Annotated in this window: 18 protein-coding genes; 4 read left to right on the top strand and 14 right to left on the bottom strand. The window is 71.7% G+C overall.

Features of this window, described 5'->3' with window-relative positions:
* Positions 1-7: 7 nt before the first annotated feature.
* Positions 8-808, top strand: a complete 801-nt coding sequence (locus tag F1721_RS18710; RefSeq protein WP_150068005.1) for a putative hydro-lyase — start codon at positions 8-10, stop codon at positions 806-808.
* 297 nt (positions 809-1,105) lie between these two features.
* Here F1721_RS18710 and F1721_RS18705 read toward each other — a convergent pair whose 3' ends face one another.
* The 8 genes from F1721_RS18705 to F1721_RS18670 all read right to left on the bottom strand — a co-directional run bounded on the left by F1721_RS18705 (position 1,106) and on the right by F1721_RS18670 (position 7,388).
* Positions 1,106-2,560 (bottom strand): glycoside hydrolase family protein, encoded by a 1,455-nt coding sequence (locus tag F1721_RS18705; protein WP_150068236.1) that lies wholly within the window; start codon positions 2,558-2,560, stop codon positions 1,106-1,108.
* Between the two features lie 19 nt (positions 2,561-2,579).
* On the bottom strand, positions 2,580-3,014 hold the full coding sequence (gene aroQ / locus F1721_RS18700; protein ID WP_150068004.1) for a type II 3-dehydroquinate dehydratase: 435 nt from the start codon (positions 3,012-3,014) through the stop codon (positions 2,580-2,582).
* On the bottom strand, positions 3,011-4,117 hold the full coding sequence (gene aroB, locus F1721_RS18695; protein WP_150068235.1) for a 3-dehydroquinate synthase: 1,107 nt from the start codon (positions 4,115-4,117) through the stop codon (positions 3,011-3,013). The genes aroQ and aroB overlap by 4 nt, the downstream gene beginning before the upstream one ends.
* A 57-nt stretch (positions 4,118-4,174) precedes the next feature.
* The gene (locus F1721_RS18690; RefSeq protein ID WP_150068003.1) at positions 4,175-4,699 is read right to left on the bottom strand and encodes a shikimate kinase; all 525 of its coding nucleotides are present in this window, start codon (positions 4,697-4,699) and stop codon (positions 4,175-4,177) included.
* Complete coding sequence (gene aroC, locus F1721_RS18685; protein WP_150068002.1) at positions 4,699-5,904, bottom strand: chorismate synthase; 1,206 nt, start codon at positions 5,902-5,904, stop codon at positions 4,699-4,701. The genes F1721_RS18690 and aroC overlap by 1 nt, the downstream gene beginning before the upstream one ends.
* Before the next feature lie 54 nt (positions 5,905-5,958).
* Positions 5,959-6,570, bottom strand: coding sequence for a prepilin peptidase (locus F1721_RS18680; RefSeq protein ID WP_150068001.1), 612 nt, complete (start codon positions 6,568-6,570; stop codon positions 5,959-5,961).
* A 129-nt stretch (positions 6,571-6,699) separates the two neighbouring features.
* On the bottom strand, positions 6,700-7,155 hold the full coding sequence (locus F1721_RS18675; protein WP_150068000.1) for a PTS sugar transporter subunit IIA: 456 nt from the start codon (positions 7,153-7,155) through the stop codon (positions 6,700-6,702).
* Positions 7,152-7,388 (bottom strand): PTS sugar transporter subunit IIB, encoded by a 237-nt coding sequence (locus F1721_RS18670; protein WP_150067999.1) that lies wholly within the window; start codon positions 7,386-7,388, stop codon positions 7,152-7,154. Before F1721_RS18670 ends, F1721_RS18675 begins: the two co-directional genes overlap by 4 nt.
* A gap of 345 nt (positions 7,389-7,733) precedes the next feature.
* Here F1721_RS18670 and F1721_RS18665 point away from each other — a divergent pair, with 345 nt between their 5' ends.
* Genes F1721_RS18665 through F1721_RS18655 form a run of 3 tightly spaced genes read left to right on the top strand, consistent with a single transcriptional unit; the run spans position 7,734 to position 10,097 of the window.
* Complete coding sequence (locus F1721_RS18665) at positions 7,734-8,471, top strand: GntR family transcriptional regulator (RefSeq protein ID WP_150067998.1); 738 nt, start codon at positions 7,734-7,736, stop codon at positions 8,469-8,471.
* A 45-nt stretch (positions 8,472-8,516) separates the two neighbouring features.
* Positions 8,517-9,779, top strand: coding sequence for a PTS transporter subunit EIIC (locus F1721_RS18660; protein ID WP_150067997.1), 1,263 nt, complete (start codon positions 8,517-8,519; stop codon positions 9,777-9,779).
* Between the two features lie 45 nt (positions 9,780-9,824).
* Positions 9,825-10,097 (top strand): HPr family phosphocarrier protein, encoded by a 273-nt coding sequence (locus F1721_RS18655; protein ID WP_150067996.1) that lies wholly within the window; start codon positions 9,825-9,827, stop codon positions 10,095-10,097.
* A gap of 457 nt (positions 10,098-10,554) precedes the next feature.
* Here the strand turns inward: F1721_RS18655 and F1721_RS18650 are convergent, their stop codons facing one another.
* The 6 genes from F1721_RS18650 to F1721_RS18625 form a co-directional block, all read right to left on the bottom strand.
* Positions 10,555-11,406 (bottom strand): shikimate dehydrogenase, encoded by an 852-nt coding sequence (locus F1721_RS18650; RefSeq protein WP_150067995.1) that lies wholly within the window; start codon positions 11,404-11,406, stop codon positions 10,555-10,557.
* Positions 11,396-12,598: an endolytic transglycosylase MltG gene (gene mltG, locus F1721_RS18645; RefSeq protein ID WP_150067994.1), complete on the bottom strand. Its 1,203-nt coding sequence runs from the start codon at positions 12,596-12,598 to the stop codon at positions 11,396-11,398. Before mltG ends, F1721_RS18650 begins: the two co-directional genes overlap by 11 nt.
* Positions 12,595-13,065 (bottom strand): Holliday junction resolvase RuvX, encoded by a 471-nt coding sequence (gene ruvX, locus F1721_RS18640; RefSeq protein ID WP_150067993.1) that lies wholly within the window; start codon positions 13,063-13,065, stop codon positions 12,595-12,597. The genes mltG and ruvX overlap by 4 nt, the downstream gene beginning before the upstream one ends.
* The gene (alaS, locus tag F1721_RS18635) at positions 13,062-15,734 is read right to left on the bottom strand and encodes an alanine--tRNA ligase (protein WP_150067992.1); all 2,673 of its coding nucleotides are present in this window, start codon (positions 15,732-15,734) and stop codon (positions 13,062-13,064) included. Before alaS ends, ruvX begins: the two co-directional genes overlap by 4 nt.
* A gap of 72 nt (positions 15,735-15,806) precedes the next feature.
* The gene (locus F1721_RS18630) at positions 15,807-16,103 is read right to left on the bottom strand and encodes a hypothetical protein (RefSeq protein WP_170301532.1); all 297 of its coding nucleotides are present in this window, start codon (positions 16,101-16,103) and stop codon (positions 15,807-15,809) included.
* A complete protein-coding gene (locus F1721_RS18625; protein WP_093345703.1) occupies positions 16,100-16,507 on the bottom strand; it encodes a DUF948 domain-containing protein in 408 nt (135 codons plus the stop codon). Before F1721_RS18625 ends, F1721_RS18630 begins: the two co-directional genes overlap by 4 nt.
* Positions 16,508-16,666 lie beyond the last annotated feature (159 nt).

Below are 16,666 nucleotides of genomic sequence, written 5' to 3'. Positions count from 1 at the left end.
AGACCGGATGAACGCGATCACGGCGAACACCTCACCCGCCACCGCCCGGCAGGTCATCCGCAGCGGCGGCTGGCCGCGGATCACCACCGGCCTGTGCGCCGGGCACGTCCAGGCCAACCTGGTAGTGCTGCCCCGCGACTCGGCGACCGAGTTCGCCGAGTTCTGCCGGGCGAACCCGAAACCGCTGCCGCTGCTGGAGGTGGCCGACGCCCCGGACCGGCTCCGCATCGCCCCCGGCGCCGACCTCCGCACGGATCTGCCGAAGTACCACGTGCACCGGAGCGGCGAGGTGTCCGAAGTGGACGATGTTTGGGAGGTATGGCGGGACGACCTGGTGGCGTTCCTGCTCGGGTGCAGCTTCAGCGCCGAGGAGCGGTTGCTCGCCGCCGGGGTCCGGTTGCGCCACCTGGACCTCGGCCAGGGCGTGCCCATCTTCCGGACTTCCCTGCGCTGCCAGGAGATCGGCCGGTTCCGCGGGCCGCTCGTGGTGTCGATGCGGGCGGTCCGGGAGACCGAAGTTGCGCGTGCCGTCGAGGTGACCGGGGAGCTTCCGTTCGCGCACGGCGCTCCGGTCCACGTCGGCGATCCGGAGGCGATCGGGATCACCGACCTGGCCCGCCCGGACTGGGGTGATGCGCTTCCCCTGCAGGACGGCGAAGTCCCGGTGTTCTGGGCGTGCGGGGTGACGCCGCAAGCGGTTCTGGCCGAAGTGCGCCCGGAGCTGGCGATCACCCACGCACCGGCGCACATGTTCCTCACCGATCTCCAAGTCGCGGACCTGATCGAACGTGGCGTGGAGGAGGCTTGAGGCCGGTCCTTAGGTCGGACGGTGGTGGGGCTTGTGCTTTGGCGGTAGGAACCGGTCACCCCGGTGTGTCGAAGGATGCGGTTGGGCAGTGAGCGGGGCTTGACCTTAGGAGCCTCAGTTCCCTGCGGAGACGCTTCGAACCCAAACCCAGCCCACCGCCCAACGGCACCTCTCCTCGCCAAGCCCGCGGAGTACCACCACCGATCCCCCAGCAGCGATACCCGGGTCACCACCAGTGCTTTTGTCCTCGTGAGCGGCAAAAGCCGCAAGAGCGACCATTATCACTCACGAGTACGATCACCGCCGCAGGTCGCCACCGCGCAGGTAGGCCGCCCACTCCGCCTCCGGCACGTCCACGACCGCCGATCCATTCGCCTCCGCCACCTCCGGCGGGACCGTCCACAGTCGCCCCTCGACGTCCACCAGGCCGACCTCGCCGCTCGGGGCTCGCAGCGCCTTCGCCCCGGTTTCGATCGTTCCCACCACCGGCAGTTCGGCCACCGCGGGCACTCGGCGGTCCAGGACTCGGGTGACCAGGAGTTCCGCCACCGACCGGCGTTCGATGCGGACCCGCGCGCCGTCGTGCACCACGTCCACGGTGCGTTCCGGGGACGGGACCGCGAAGCCGTTCAGGACCGCTGCCGCCTGCTTCGGCGAGGCGCAGCCGTCGACGCCGGTGACGTCGACGCCGAAGTGGCGGATGTCGGTCGGTGCGGGCAACAACGCCGTCGCTCGCAGGACGTCCAGCGGGACCGTGCCGCAGGGGTCCGATGTGGACACCGGGGCCGTTCCGTCGGGGCGGCGGGCCAGGCCCGGTCCTTCCTGCCAGGGGCCGGGGATCAGCACCGGGGAGTAGGGGTGCTCGGTGAAGTCGCGGTTCCAGAAGGTGACCGACGTGCCGTCCGCCGTCTGGTGGGCGATCGCGAACGCGTCCAGCGCCGGTACCCACATCCAGTCCGCGCTGAAGGCGTCCACCACCGAGCGGGCTCGGGCCCCACCGGCCGGGCGGAACCCCTCCGCGGTCAGCGCCTGGACCTGGTCGCGGAACTCCGGGTCGCGGGCCCGGAGCACGAACTGCCCGGCGCCGTTCCAGCCCGCCCCGGCGGCCGTGGTGTCGGTGAACATCAGGTAGAACCAGCCGTCCAGGTACAGCGCCGACGGCTGACCCGCGCCGTAGGTGTTCTCCCGGTGCACCTCGCCGGACGGGGTGACGATCGGCGCTCCCCCGGCCTCGCGCCGCCAGGACCGGCCGTCGGCGCTGCTGGCCACCCCGATGGAGTTGCCGTGCGCGTGGTCGTCGCCCGCCGCGCCGGTGTAGTACAGGTAGTGGCGACCGTCCACTCTCAACACCGACGGGTCGCAGGTGTGCATGCCGTCGAAACCGCCCGGCTGCCCGGAGAAGACCGGGACCGCGGGCGCTCCGCCGGAGGCGGTGAACGGCCCGTCGAGACTTCCCGAAGCGGCGTGCAGGACGTCGTCGCCGGGCGGGCCGATCCCTGGCAGCTGGCTGCACCACCACACCTGGTACTGCCCGCCGTCCTGCAGCACCGTCGGCCCGTAGTTGTACGGCGCGGGCATGCCGCCCGAGAGCACGACGCCGCCGCTGCTGCGCTCGGGGCCGACCTGCAGGTCGACGGGTAATCGCCCCGGCTGGGCCCGCGACTCGACGCCCGATTGCGCGCCGGGCGTTCCCGACACCTGCGTGCAACCGGCCACCAGCACCGCGCAGAGCAGCCCGGCCGCCCCGCGCAACACCCCCCCGCACCAGCGCCTACGCGCTCGCGCGCTCGGCCAGCCAGCGGATCGCCAGCGGGTAGCCCGCGACGCCGAGACCGGCCACCACCGCGGTGGAGATGTCCGACAGGTAGCTGGTGTGCCGGAACTCCTCGCGCTTGTGCACGTTGGAGATGTGCAGCTCGATCAGCTCCGCCTCGAGCTGCGCCGCCGCGTCGCGAACCGCGATCGAGTAGTGCGTCCAGGCCCCGGCGTTGAGCACCACCGGCCACTTCTGGTCGGCGGCCTCGTGCAGCCACTGGACCATCTCGCCCTCGTGGTCGGTCTGGCGCACCTCGACCTCGACGCCCAGCTCCGCACCCGCGGCCTCGCACATCGCGACCAAGTCGGCGTAGGTGGTGCTGCCGTAGACCGAGGGCTCCCGCTTGCCCAGCCGACCGAGGTTCGGGCCGTTGAGCACCAGCACCTTCACAGCAGCACTCCCGTGGACTTGGCCTCGCCTCGGGTCACCGCCGAGTAGGCGGCGGCGATCAGCGACGGGTCCGGGCCCTCCAGCCGACCGGGCTTGGCCAACCCGTCCAGCACCACGAACCGCAGCACCCCGGATCGGTTCTTCTTGTCGACCCGCATCGCCTCCAGCAGCTGGCCGAGGGCGTCCGGGTCGTAGCTGGTGGGCAGGCCCAGCAGGTCCAGCACCCGGCGGTGCCGGTCGGCGGTCTCGTCGTCCAGCCGCCCGGCCAGCCGCGCCAGCTCAGCGGCGAAGACCAGGCCCACGCTGACCGCGGCGCCGTGCCGCCACCGGTAGCGCTCCCGCCGCTCGATGGCGTGCGCCAGGGTGTGCCCGTAGTTGAGCACCTCCCGCAGGTGCGACTCCTTCAGGTCCGCGGCCACCACGTCGGCCTTGACCTGGATCGACCGGTGCACCAGCTCGCCCAGCACCTCGCCGGACGGGTCGGTGGCCGCCTCCGGGTCGGCCTCGATCAGCCGCAGGATCTCCGGGTCCGCGATGAACCCGGCCTTGACGACCTCGGCCATGCCCGCGATCAGCTCGTTGCGCGGCAGGCCCTCCAGCGTCGCCAGGTCGGCCAGCACCAGGCTCGGCTCGTGGAACAGCCCGACGAGGTTCTTGCCCGCGTCGGTGTTGATGCCGGTCTTGCCGCCGACCGCGGCGTCCACCATGCCCAGCAGCGTGGTCGGCACGTGCACCACGCGCACCCCGCGCATCCAGGTACCGGCCACGAACCCGGCGACGTCGGTGACCGCGCCGCCGCCGAAGGACACCACGACACCGCTGCGGTCCATGCCGATCTTGCCGAGCACCCCCCAGCAGAACCCGGCGACCTGCAGGCTCTTGCCGTCCTCGGCGTCGGGGATCTCCACCCGGTGGGCGTCCACCCCGGCCTCGGTCAGCTCCTCGCGCACCGCCTCGACGGTCGCGGTGATGGTGGGCTGGTGCACCAGCGCCACCACCGATGCGTCGCGCAGGTAGTCGACGAGCTCGCCGAGCAACCCCCGGCCGACCACCACGTCGTAGGGCTGCTGGCTGGCAACCCCGATCCGCACCGGCTCGGTCATCATCGTCCCTTCGGTGAAGACGGCTTTCGACTCATTCTGCTCAGCTGCGCAAGCGCGTCAGCTGGACGCGGCGCTGCGCGCGGACAGCGCGGCCACGACCTGCGCCACGACCTCGTCCGGCTCGACGTGGTCGGTGTCGATCTCGACCGCGGCCACCGAGCGGTAGATCGGCATCCGCGCGTCGAGCAGCGCTTTGAAGGTGGCGCGCGGGTTCACCCCGGCCAGCAGCGGACGCGCGGTGGACAGCCCGACGCGCTTGGCGCCCTCGGCGAGCCCGACCGACAGGAACACCACCGGGTGCCCGGCCAGGCGTTCGCGGGTCCGCTCGGACAGCACCGCGCCGCCGCCCAGCGCCAGCACGCCGTCGTGCTCCCGCAGCGCGGTCTCGACGGCCGCTTCCTCCATCGCGCGGAACGCCGGTTCGCCGTCGGTGGTGAAGATGTCTGCGATGGCCCGGCCGCTGGTGCGCACCACGTCGTCGTCGGTGTCGCGGAAGGCGACGTCGAGCCGCTGCGCCAGCAGTCGGCCGATCGTCGTCTTGCCCGCGCCCGGCGGGCCGATCACCACTGCCCGCGGCGCCATCAGCGCACCTGCCGCTTCTCTGCCCGTTCCCGCAGGCCAGCCAGGTAGCCCTCGACGTTGCGCCGGGTCTCCGGCAGCGAGTCGCCGCCGAACTTCTCCAGCGCGGCCTCGGCCAGCACCAGCGCGACCATCGTCTCGGCGACCACCGCCGCGCGCGGCACCGCGGTGATGTCCGAGCGCTGGTGCATCGCCTGCGCCGGTTCGCCGGTCACCACGTCCACTGTGGCCAGCGCGCGCGGCAGGCTGGAGATCGGCTTCTTGGCGGCGCGCACGATCAGCGGCTCGCCGTTGGTGATGCCGCCCTCCAGGCCCCCGGCCCGGTTGCTGCTGCGGCGGACCCACTTCGCGCCCTCGTCGGGGAAGATCTCGTCGTGCGCGGCGCTGCCGCGGCGGTGCGCGTTGGCGAAGCCCTCGCCGATCTCCACGCCCTTGACCGCCTGGATGCTCATCAGCGCACCGGCCAGCCGCGCGTCGAGCTTGCGGTCCCAGTGCACGTGCGAGCCGATCCCCGGCGGCAGCCCGTAGGCGATCACCTCGACCACGCCGCCCAGCGTGTCGCCGTCCTTCTTGGCCGCCTCGACCTCGGCCATCATCCGCTCGGTCGCGGCGTCGCCGAAGGCGCGCACCGGGTTCTCGTCGATGGCCGCCAGGTCGTCCGGACCGGGCAGCACGTCGTGCTCGGCGTCCACCCCGCCCAGGCTGACCACGTGGCTGACGATCTCCACGCCGAGCAGCTGCCGCAGGAACTGCCGGGCCACCGTGCCGACGGCGACGCGGGCCGCGGTCTCGCGGGCGCTCGCCCGCTCCAGCACCGGGCGGGCCTCGTCGAAGCCGTACTTCTGCATCCCGGCGAGGTCGGCGTGGCCGGGGCGCGGGCGGGTCAGGGGCGCGTTGCGGGCCAGCGAGGACAGCACGTCCTCGTCGACCGGGTCGGCGGCCATCACCTGCTCCCACTTGGGCCACTCGGTGTTGCCGATGCGGACCGCGATCGGGCCGCCCTGGGTGCGCCCGTGCCGGACGCCGCCGATGATCTCCAGCTCGTCGGCCTCGAAGTTCATCCGCGGGCTGCGACCGAAGCCGAGCTTGCGGCGCTCCAACTGGGTCGCGATGTCGGTCGAGGTCACCTCGACTCCGGCCACCATGCCTTCCAGCACCGCCACCAGGGCGGGGCCGTGCGATTCTCCAGCGGTCATCCAGCGCAGCACACCTATAGATCCTGCCACGTCAGGTCGCCGATGAACCCGGCCGGGGGTCCTGGATCACGACCACGGCGCGAAGGCGGTGACCAGCCACGCGGGGAGGAGCACGGTCGGCCCGTGCGGAATCGCGCCGCGCCCCAGCCAGGAGGCCGCGCCCAGCGTGAGGAGCGCCGCCGCGGCGAGCACGACCAGCACCGCCCCCACCGACACCGCGCCCACCACCAACCCCAAGCTCCCCGCCAGCTTCACATCACCCGGCCCCATCGCCCCGGGAGAGACGACCCGAACCAGCAGGTACGCCCCGCCGAGCAGCACCCCGCCCCCGAGCGCACCGGCCCACACCCCGGGCCGGTGCAGCCCCGCAACGCTCACCAGCACCAACGCCACCGGATAGGCGGGCAACGTGAACACGTCGGGCAAGCGGTAGGCGCGGATGTCGCACACCGCGAGCAGCACCCCGCCCCACCCGAGCACCAGCGGCACTCCCACCCACCACCAGGGCATCCCACCGGCGACCCGCACCGCCACCGCGGCCCAAGCCACCCCGACGCCCACCTCGCACCACAACCGAGGCGCCACGACACCCCGCCGAACGCGCCCCAGCACCAACCGCCCGAGCCACCCGGCGCCGAACCCGACGACGCCCCCGAAGACCCCGATCACCGCAACCATGCGGCCACGATCACCCCAGAACCCACCGGACTCCGGCAACCCGACCCCGAGCCCCCGCATGTCGGGACCCGCGCTGACGACGGAGGGCACCGCTGACCGGGTTCGGTCGGCGGTGCCCTCCGGGAGATGTCAGGCGGTGACGGAGAAGAGGGCGTCCCCGGCGACCACCTGGCCGTCCTCGCGGAGGTCGGCCAGCGCCTCTGGCGCCACCTCCAGGGCGATCACCGGGCAGATCGAGGAGTAGCCGTGCGACTCCACCTCGGTCGGGTCCCAGCTGACGATGCGCTGGCCCGCCTCCACCTCGTCGCCCTTGGCCACGTGCAGCTCGAAGCCCTCGCCCTTGAGCTTGACCGTGTCGATGCCCAGGTGCACCAGCACCGCGGTGCCGCCGGGAGCGGCGATCACGAACGCGTGCGGGTGCAGCGTCGCCACCGTCCCGGCGATCGGCGCGACCGCGTCGGCCCGCCCGCCGGAGGGCTTCACCGCCACGCCCGGACCCACCATGGCCTGCGAGAACACCGGGTCGGGCACCTCCGCGAGCCCGGTGGCCAGGCCCGCCACCGGGCTGCCGACCTCGATGCTCACCGCAGGTCCTCGATGTCCTCGGCCAGCGTGTCCGCCTCCGGCCCCACCACGACCTGAACGACGGTGCCCTGCAGCATCACGCCGTGCGCCCCGGCCGCCTTCAGCGCCGCCTCGTCGATCTTCGAACCGTCCTCGACCTCGCAGCGAAGCCGCGTGATGCACGGCTCGATCTCCACAACGTTGTCCCCGCCGCCGAGCGCGGCCAGGATCGCCGCGGCCTTGTCCTGAGCCACCGCGTGCTCCCTTCCTCCCGTACCAACGACGCGGAGCGACCGCGTCGCGACGATCTTGCGCCACTCGGTGTCGATGCGGCAACGAAATCGAAGCCGTCTTGACACCCGATCGCATGACGGCGCATTGTTCGCAACCGACTGGTTTAGACCGGACAGTACCAACTGGGTGCCGCCGGTCAACAGCACCGGGCGAACGCGGCGGTGATCCGCCAATGTTCAACCCGGTGGCCGGTGCCCACAAGGCACCGGCGAGGCGAAGACGCACAGACCGGTGGAGGCAACGTGGCCGCGCGGGGAACCGCAGACGACAGTCGACGCGCTGAAAGCGCGCTGAGCGACGGTCCGATGCCCAAGCACGCGCAGCTGCGGGAGATCTTGCGCCAGCTGGCGAGCGAGGAGCTGCTGCCCGGTTCACCGGTCCCCTCCGAACGCGACCTCGCAGTCCGCTACGGCGTCTCCCGGCTGACCGTGCGGGAAGCCGTCGGCCAGCTGGTCGCCGAAGGTCTGCTGGTGCGGGTGCGCGGCAAGGGCACCTTCACCACCCGGCCCCGCGTGGACTCCCAGCTGCACCTCGCGTCGTTCACCGAGGACATGCTCCGCCGCGGCATGCGCCCGGAGACCGTGCTGCTGGAGGCCGCCGAGGCGGTCCCGCCGCCCGACACCGCCGACGCGCTCGGCCTCGCCCCCGGCCAGCCCGCCTACTGGCTCTACCGGCTGCGCAAGGCCGACGGAGCGCCGATGGCGGTGGAGCGCGGCTGGTACCACGCCGGGCTGCTGCCCGGCCTGCTCGACCGGGACCTGACCGACTCGATGTACACCCTGCTGGCCCGCCACTACGAGGTGCAGCTGGAGAGCGGCACCCAGACCGTGCTCGCCGAGGGCGCCGACACCGACACCGCCCGGCTGCTCGGGGTGCGCCCCGGCAGCCCGGTCCTGGTGTTCCGCCGGATCGCCACCGCGCAGGGACGGCCGATCGAGGACATGACGTCCTGGTACCGCGGCGATCTGTACCAGGTCACCATGCAGCTGGACCGCGACCCGAGCGGTACCGGCCACCACCGCCCGACCATCCGGCCCACCTGAGCCGGATCCCCGAAGACTCGGTGTCCACGACACAGGAGGTAACCGATGAGTGCCAGCGCCACGGCGGCGAGCGGCAACAAGAAGGGATTCGCCCTGCTGCAACGGCTGGGTCGGAGCCTGATGCTGCCGATCGCCGTCCTCCCCGCGGCGGCCCTGCTGTCGCGCCTCGGCCAGCCCGACCTGCTCGGCGAGGAGGGCCTGGGCGCGGTGCTGCCCTGGATGCAGCCCGTGGCCGAAGTCATCGGCGCCGCCGGTGACTCGCTGTTCAACTACCTGCCGCTGCTGTTCGCGATCGGTGTCGCGATCGGCTTCGCGAAGAAGGCCGACGGGTCCACCGCGCTGTCCGGGGCCGTCGGTTACCTGGTGCTGTCCGGGGTGCTGTGGAAGATCACCGGCACCGAGGCGGACAAGGTGTTCAACAAGGGCCCGTACGGCGTGCTCGGCGGCATCATCGCCGGTCTGGTCGCGGCCTGGTTGTGGCAGAAGTACCACCGCATCAAGCTGCCCGCCTACCTGGGCTTCTTCGGCGGTCGGCGGTTCGTGCCGATCATCACCGCGGTCGTCATGCTGTTCGTCGGCGTGGTCCTGGGCGTCATCTACCCGATCTTCGACGCCGGGCTGACCGCCTTCAGCAACGCGGTCACCCAGAACGCGGTCATCGGCGGCGGCATCTACGGCGTGGTCAACCGCCTGCTGCTGCCGTTCGGCCTGCACCACATCCCGAACAACGTGGTCTGGTTCCTCTTCGGCGACTACCACGGCGAGAAGGGCGACATCTCCCGGTTCTTCGCCGGTGACCCCACCGCGGGCACCTTCATGACCGGCTTCTTCCCGATCTTCATGTTCGCCCTGCCCGCCGCCGCGCTGGCCATCTGGCAGTGCGCCAAGCCGTCGCAGCGCAAGGTCGTCGGCGGCGTGATGATCTCGGTGGCGCTGACCTCGTTCCTCACCGGCATCACCGAGCCGCTGGAGTTCTCCTTCATCTTCGTGGCCTGGCCGCTGCTGCTGATCCACGCGGTGCTCACCGGCACCTCGATGGCGCTGGTCAACGCCCTGGACATCCACTCCGGGTTCGGCTTCTCAGCGGGCGCCATCGACTACCTGCTGAACTTCGGGATCTCGCAGAACTCGCTGTGGCTGATCCCGATCGGTCTCGTCTACGCGGTCATCTACTACTTCGTGTTCCGGTTCGTGATCACGAAGTGGAACCTGCGCACGCCGGGTCGTGAGGAGGACGACAACGACGCGGCCGAGACCAGCGCGGATAATGCCGGTGGGAAGGCCGTGCCGAACCCCGACAAGAACTGATCCCGGCAACCGCTTTCCCGATTCCCCCGACGAACGGAGTGCTCAATGTTCGAGCGACGGGTCACCGTGGCCAGCAAGGTCGGCCTGCACGCGCGGCCCGCGGCGCTGGTGGCGAAGGCCGCCGCGGCGCAGCCGGTCAAGATCACCATCCGCAAGGACGACACCCAGCCCGTGGAGGCGGGCAGCATCCTCGGTCTGATGACCCTGGGTGCGGCCTTCGGTGACGAGGTGGTCCTGGCGGCCGACGGCGAAGGGGCGGAAGCAGCCCTGGACCACATCGCCCAGCTGGTCGCGACCGACCTCGACAACGCGAACTGAACCACAGCCCCGAACGAGACCGGCCCCTCCGCCTTCCGAGCGGAGGGGCCGTCGTCGTGCCCGCAACTTCAATGGAAGTCACGTCTCCGATTTCATTGAGGTTTTTCCAGCCTCGTTCTGCGTGGCGGTGCATGTGGCGGAACCTCAGCGCCAGCCTGGACTGCGGGTGCCCTGACTGATGTATGACCAATACACGGCGTCAGGGCCGTCCTCGCCAGGCGAACGCTGAGAACCCGCAGCGGTGCAAGCTGCGAGGGTGGGCTATGCGCCTGCGGCGCATGCGACACCTGCCGACCGGTGCCGGTCGCCCTTCGCAGCTGCGGTCCACGGGCAGGATGAAAAAGGCTCAATGGAAATTGCGGATCATCGGCACGTCGGGCCTCGACACGTCGACGCACGTGGACATCCCACGCGATTTCAATGGAAATCGGACATCTGATTTCCATTGAAATCGCGGTCAGAGCGGCAGCGGGAGCTCGTTGCCGGTGGCTGCGGCGAGGGCGTCGCGCATGACCTGGCGCGGCGCGGGGAGGCCGGTGAACTGCTCGACCTGGCCGAACGCCTGGTGCAGCAGCATGTCCAGGCCGGTCGCGATGGTCCCACCGGCCGCGGTGACCGCAGCGGCCAGCGGCGTCGGCCACGGGTGGTAGACGACGTCGAGCACGCAAGCGGCCTTCGCCAGCTCCGCCACGCGCTCTCCGAGCGCCCCCGCGGGCAGCGTCGACACCACGACGTCCGCCGCTGCCGCGGCGTCCGCGAGCGCGACGCGGTCCAGCCGCTCCACGCGCACCGCGAGCCCCACCCGCTCCGCGGTCTCCGCCGCTTCGCGCGCTCGCACGGGCTCGCGCACCGCGATCGTCGCTTCGCCCAGCCCTAGCTCCGCGAAGGCCGCCAGGGTCGCGGCGGCGGTGCCGCCCGCTCCCAGCACCAGCCCGCTCCGCCCGGTCCGGAAGCCTCCGGCCACGCGCAGCGCTCCGACGACTCCGTCGACGTCGGTGCAGTCCGCGGCCCAGCTGCCGTCGGGCCGGTGCACCAGGGTGTTCGCCGCGCCGACCGCCTCGGCCCGGGCGCTGACCTCGTCGGCCACCTGCAGCGCCGCGCGCTTGCCCGGCATGGTCACCGACAGCCCGGCCCACTCCGGGCCGAGCCCGGCGACGAACTCGACCAGCTGCCGCTCGTCGGCCTCGACCCGCTCGTAGCTCCAGCCGCTGAGCCCGAGCGCGGCGTAAGCGGCGCCGTGCAGCACCGGGGACAGCGAGTGCTCGATCGGGGAACCGAGCACCGCCGCCCGCCGCTGATCAGAAGGCACCGCGGGCCCGCGCTTCGTCGATGTAGGCGCGGTGCTGCTCGTAGGTGTCGGCGAAGCAGGACGTGCCGTCCGGGTAGCACTTCACGAAGTACCGCCAGTTGCCCTCGGCCGGGCGCTCCGCGGCCTCCAGCGCCTCCTTGCTGGCCGTCGAGATCGGCGTCGGCGGCAGCCCGAAGTTCATGTACGTGTTGTACGGCCCCGGCCGCTCCCGGTCCTTCGGGTCGGTCAGCAGGCTCGGCTTGTCCAGCGGGTAGTTGATCGTGGAGTCCATGCCGAGCCGCATGGCCGGTTGCTTGAGCCGGTTCTCGATCACCCGCGCGACCTGGGCGAAGTCCTTGGTGATCGCTTCGCTCTGCACGATCGAGGCGATGGTGAGCAGCTCGTACGGCGTGCGCCCGGTGCCCTCGGCCCGCTGCGGCAGACCGGCGACCTCCAGCGCCGCCGCGGAGCGGGTGACCACGTCGCGCAGCACGTTCTCCGCGGACTCGCCCGGCTTGACGTCGTAGATGCCGGGCATGATCAGGCCTTCCAGCCGCCGCTCCGGCTCCGCCTTGGACGCGTCGGCGATCGCCCACTCCGGCACGCCGAGCGACTTCAGGTCGGCGGTCGCGGCGATGTGGTGCATCTCCTCGGAGGTGGTGCACGCGGGGTTCTCCCCGGCGCAGGTGGCCTCGGCGAGCCGCGTCAGGATGCCCGGCGTGTGCCCGCCGTCGGGGGCCAGCTGGTCCTCCAGCCGCATGCCGCCGCGGATGTCCACCCGGCCGACCTTCGCCTTCGGCGACAGGATGTGCGCCACCGCCGCCTCGCCGGACATCTTGCCGCGCATCAGGTAGTAACCGGGCTGGATGCTGTTGATCTGCCGGTTCTCCTCGGCGGCCTTGGTGAACGCCTTCGTGCTGGCCACCACGTCCTGCTGGGCCAGGGTGCGGCCGATGGCGCTGACGGTGTCCCCGGGCTTGACCTCGATGACGACGTCACCGGTGCCCTCGCCGTCGTAGTCGTCGTACGCGCCGATCTGCATGATCTGGCTCGCGCCGTAGAGCACGCCGACGCCCACCAGCACCAGGACGAACAACCCGGCCAGCGCGGTCACCAGACGACGCCGCTTGCGGCGGCGGAAGCGCTCGGGGTCCGGCGCGCGCCGCCTGCGGTCATCGGGCTCGTCGGCGAACAGTCCGAGATCGTCGGTCACGAAAGGTCCTCTCGCGTCTTCCCCCGACTGTCCAAGAACGCCTGCAAGATCTCCACCGCAGCGGCCTGGTCCACCACGGCGCGCTGCTTCTTCCCCTTGACGCCGCGCTTCGAAAGCATCCGGCTGGCGGTGACCGTGGTCAACCGCTCGTCCGCGAAGCGCACCGGCACCGGCGCGATGCGCTCCGCGAGCGCGGTCCCGTATGACTGCGCGATCTCCGCGGCGGTGCCGTGGCGGCCGGCCAGCGTCTTCGGCAGGCCCACCACGACCTCCACCACGTCGTGCTCGGTGACGAGCTCGGCCAGCTGCGCCAGATCGCTGCCGCCCGCCTCGTCCCGCTTCAGGGTGATCAGCGGCGTGGCCAGCATCGGGGCGGGGTCGCTGAGCGCGACGCCCACCCGGACCGCACCGACGTCGACACCGAGCCGACGTCCCGGTCCGGGCTCCACCTGCTGGTGCTCGCTCACCCGCCAGCCACCACCTGGTCGACGGCCTTGCGCAGCGCGCCGATCGCGGCGGTGATCCCGGCCGGGTTCGAGCCGCCGCCCTGCGCCATGTCCGGCTTGCCGCCGCCGCGCCCACCGACCTCGGGGGCGAAGCTGGGCACCAGCTTTCCGGCCGCGAGGCCCTGGTCGCGGGCCGCGTCGCTGACGCCGACCACGAAGCTGACCTTCTCCGCCTCGGCGGAGAACAGCGCCACCACGGAGGGGCGGGACCCGAGCCGCCCGCGGACCTCCCCGGCCAGCGCGCGCAGCGCGCTGGCGTCCACGCCGTCCGGCACCTGCTCGGCGACCACGGTCACGCCGTGCACGTCGGTGCCCTTCCCGGCGAGCTCACCGGCGGACTGCAGGACCTGCGCGACGCGCAGCTGCTGGATCTCCTTCTCCGCGGCCTTGAGCCGGGAGACCACGCCGTTGATGCGCTCCGGCAGCTCCTCGGCGGGCACCTTGAACTGCTCGGCCAGCTGGCTGACCAGCAGGTGCTCCTTGCTGATGTGGCGCATCGCGTCCATGCCGACCAGCGCTTCGACGCGATGCACGCCCGACCCCACCGAGGAGTCCGAGACCAGCTTGACCACGCCGAGGCGGCCGATGCGCGGCACGTGGGTGCCACCGCACAGCTCGCGGGAGTAGTCGCCCATGTCCACGACCCGGACCTGGTCGCCGTACTTCTCGCCGAACAGCGCGACCGCGCCGAGCTCCATGGCCCGGTCCATCGTGGTGTTGTAGGTCTGCACCTCGACGTCGCTCTGGAGGTAGTCGTTGACCTCCTCCTCGACGCCGGTGAGCACCCCGGCCGAGACCGCCGCGGGGGCGGTGAAGTCGAACCGCATCCGGCCCGGCGAGTTCAGCGAACCGGCCTGCGCCGCGCGCTTGCCGTAGGCGCTGCGCACCGCCGCGTGCACCAGGTGCGTCGCGGAGTGGGACCGCTCGATCGCGTGGCGGCGGGCCTGGTCGACCGCGGCCTCCAGCGTGGTGTCCACGCCCAGCTCGCCCTCGACGACCTTGGCGCGGTGCACGAACAGGCCCGGCACCGCGCGCTGCACGTCGTGCACCTCGACCGCCACGCCGGGGCCGACCAGCCGACCGGTGTCGGCGATCTGGCCACCGCCCTCGGCGTAGAACGGGGTGCGGTCCAGCACCAGCTCGACCTCAGTGCCCGCGGGCGCGGACTTGGCGGGCTGGCCGTCCACCAGCAGGCCCAGCACCCGGCTGTGCGACTGCAGGTCGGTGTAGCCGATGAACTCGGTGGTGCCGTGCTGGTCCAGCAGCGTGCGGTAGGTGGACAGGTCGCCGTGGCCGGTCTTGCGCGCCTTCGCGTCCTCCTTGGCCCGGCGGCGCTGCTCGGCCATCAGGTCCCGGAAGCCCTGCTCGTCGACGCTCAGCCCCTGCTCGGAGGCCATCTCCAGGGTGAGGTCGATCGGGAAGCCGTAGGTGTCGTGCAGCTGGAAGGCCTTGTCCCCGGACAGCTGGCCGCCGCCCGCCTTCTTGGTCTCGGCCACCGCCACGTCGAAGATCTTCGACCCGGCGGTCAGGGTGGCCAGGAAGGCCTCCTCCTCGTTGCGCATCACCGAGTCGATGCGGTCGAACTCGGTGACCAGCTCCGGGTAGCTCGGCGCCATCGCGTCGCGCACGACCTTGCTGAACTCGCTGAGCACCGGCTCCTGCACGCCCAGCAGGCGGGTGGAGCGGATGATCCGGCGCAGCAGGCGGCGCAGCACGTAGCCGCGGGCCTCGTTGCCGGGGGTCACGCCGTCGCCGACCAGCATCACGCCGGAGCGGGCGTGGTCGGCGATGACGCGGAAGCGCACGTCGTCCTCGTGGTTCGCGCCGTAGCGGCGGCCGGAGAGCTCCTCGGCCTTGGCGATCACCGGGCGGACCAGGTCGGTCTCGTAGACGTTCTCCACGCCCTGCAGCAGGCAGGCGACCCGCTCGACGCCCATGCCGGTGTCGATGTTCTTGCTGGGCAGCGTGCCGATCGGCGGGTGCCCCAGCTTCGGCGACTGCTCACCCCTGATGTCCTGCATGAACACCAGGTTCCAGATCTCGATGTAGCGGTCCTCGTCGGCGACCGGGCCGCCCTCGCGGCCGTACTTCGGGCCGCGGTCGTAGTAGATCTCCGAGCACGGGCCGCCGGGACCGGGCACGCCCATGTCCCAGTAGTTGTCCTTGCCGTCGCGGGCCTGGATGCGGTCCGCCGGGACGCCGACGACGTCCTGCCACAGCTGCCGGGCCTCGTCGTCCTTCTCGTAGACGGTGACCCACAGGCGCTGCGGGTCGAAGCCGTAGCCGCCGTCGGCCTGGGACTTGGTCAGCAGCTCCCAGGCGAACTGCATGGCTCCTTCCTTGAAGTAGTCGCCGAAGGAGAAGTTGCCCGCCATCTGGAAGAACGTGTTGTGCCGGGTGGTCTTGCCGACCTCGTCGATGTCGCCGGTGCGCACGCACTTCTGGATGCTGGTGGCGCGCGGGTACGGCGCCGGGGCCTCGCCCAGGAAGTAGGGCTTGAACTGCACCATCCCGGCGTTGACGAACAGCAGCGTCGGGTCGTCCAGGATCAGCGAGGCGCTGGGCACCACGGTGTGGCCGCGGCTGCGGAAGTGCTCGGTGAACCGGTTGTTGATCTCGTGGGTCTGCACGGTGGGTTCCTCGGGAGGTTCAGGTGTCGGGTGGCGCGGTGGCGGCGAGCGGCTGGCGGCGGTGCGCCGACGTCAGCGGCCCGCCCGGCGAGCTCGCCGAGCAGGGGCCGCGTCCGGGCCCGCGTCGATCCGGCGGAACTGCACCGTGTCGGCGTTGCGCACGACGTCCTGCAGCTCCTCCTCCCGCTCCTGCATCCCGGCGCGCACCTCCGCGCCGAACGAGCCGACCGCACCGGCCAGCTCGCGGACCGCGCCGCCCAGCTGTTCGGCCATGCCGCTGGGCGTGGCCTTGCGCGCGGTCTCGTTGAGCTTGCGCATCGCGACGGCTCCGGCCGCGACACCGGCGCCGAACCAGAACAGGCGGCTCACTTGCGCCCCCCTTTGCCCTTGCGGCGGAAGTGGCGGCCCGCGGGCTCCTGCTTGCGCTTCCGGCGCGCCCGCAGCGCCTTGCTGACCCCGTAGGAGAACGCCGCCGTCTTCACCAACGGGCCACCCAGTGTAGCCGTGAACAGCGAGGACAACGCCGAGACGTTGCCGCTGATGGTCTTGGCGTTGGCGGTGATGCCGTCAACCCGCTCCAGCTGGGTGTTGACGTGAGTGATGGTCGAATTCGCGCCGGTGAACAGCGGGTCGGAGTTCTCGTGCGCCTTGCGGATCGCGATGGTCGCCTCGTCCAAGGTCCGGCCGAGCTTGATCAGCGGGATCGCCAGCAGCACGACCAGCAGCACGAACGCTCCGGCGGCGATCAGCGCGGCGATCTGCGTGGGCGTCACGTGCCCTCCCGTATTTCCACGTCATTCCGTCAGACCGGGGCCGTTGCCGTCCGGCCTGTTGATCGCCGCTCAGGTTACCGGCCCCGCTCCCCCACCTGCGCACCCGGTCGCGGAGCACCCCTCGTGAGCGGCGATGGTCGCTGTTGCCGCCATCGCCGC

The sequence above is a fragment of the Saccharopolyspora hirsuta genome, from assembly GCF_008630535.1.
Classification (GTDB): domain Bacteria; phylum Actinomycetota; class Actinomycetes; order Mycobacteriales; family Pseudonocardiaceae; genus Saccharopolyspora; species Saccharopolyspora hirsuta.
The sequence above is the reverse complement of the archived record's forward strand: the minus strand, read 5'-3'. Positions and strand labels throughout refer to the sequence as shown.

Coding starts and splice junctions, on each gene's coding strand:
- F1721_RS18710 (WP_150068005.1), top strand. CDS start 8: ATGAACGCGATCACGGCGAACACCTCACCCGCCACCGCCCGGCAGGTC.
- aroB (WP_150068235.1), bottom strand. CDS start 4,117: ATGACCGAGCCGGTGCGGATCGGGGTTGCCAGCCAGCAGCCCTACGAC.
- F1721_RS18690 (WP_150068003.1), bottom strand. CDS start 4,699: ATGGCGCCGCGGGCAGTGGTGATCGGCCCGCCGGGCGCGGGCAAGACG.
- F1721_RS18680 (WP_150068001.1), bottom strand. CDS start 6,570: ATGGTTGCGGTGATCGGGGTCTTCGGGGGCGTCGTCGGGTTCGGCGCC.
- F1721_RS18665 (WP_150067998.1), top strand. CDS start 7,734: ATGCCCAAGCACGCGCAGCTGCGGGAGATCTTGCGCCAGCTGGCGAGC.
- F1721_RS18660 (WP_150067997.1), top strand. CDS start 8,517: ATGAGTGCCAGCGCCACGGCGGCGAGCGGCAACAAGAAGGGATTCGCC.
- F1721_RS18655 (WP_150067996.1), top strand. CDS start 9,825: ATGTTCGAGCGACGGGTCACCGTGGCCAGCAAGGTCGGCCTGCACGCG.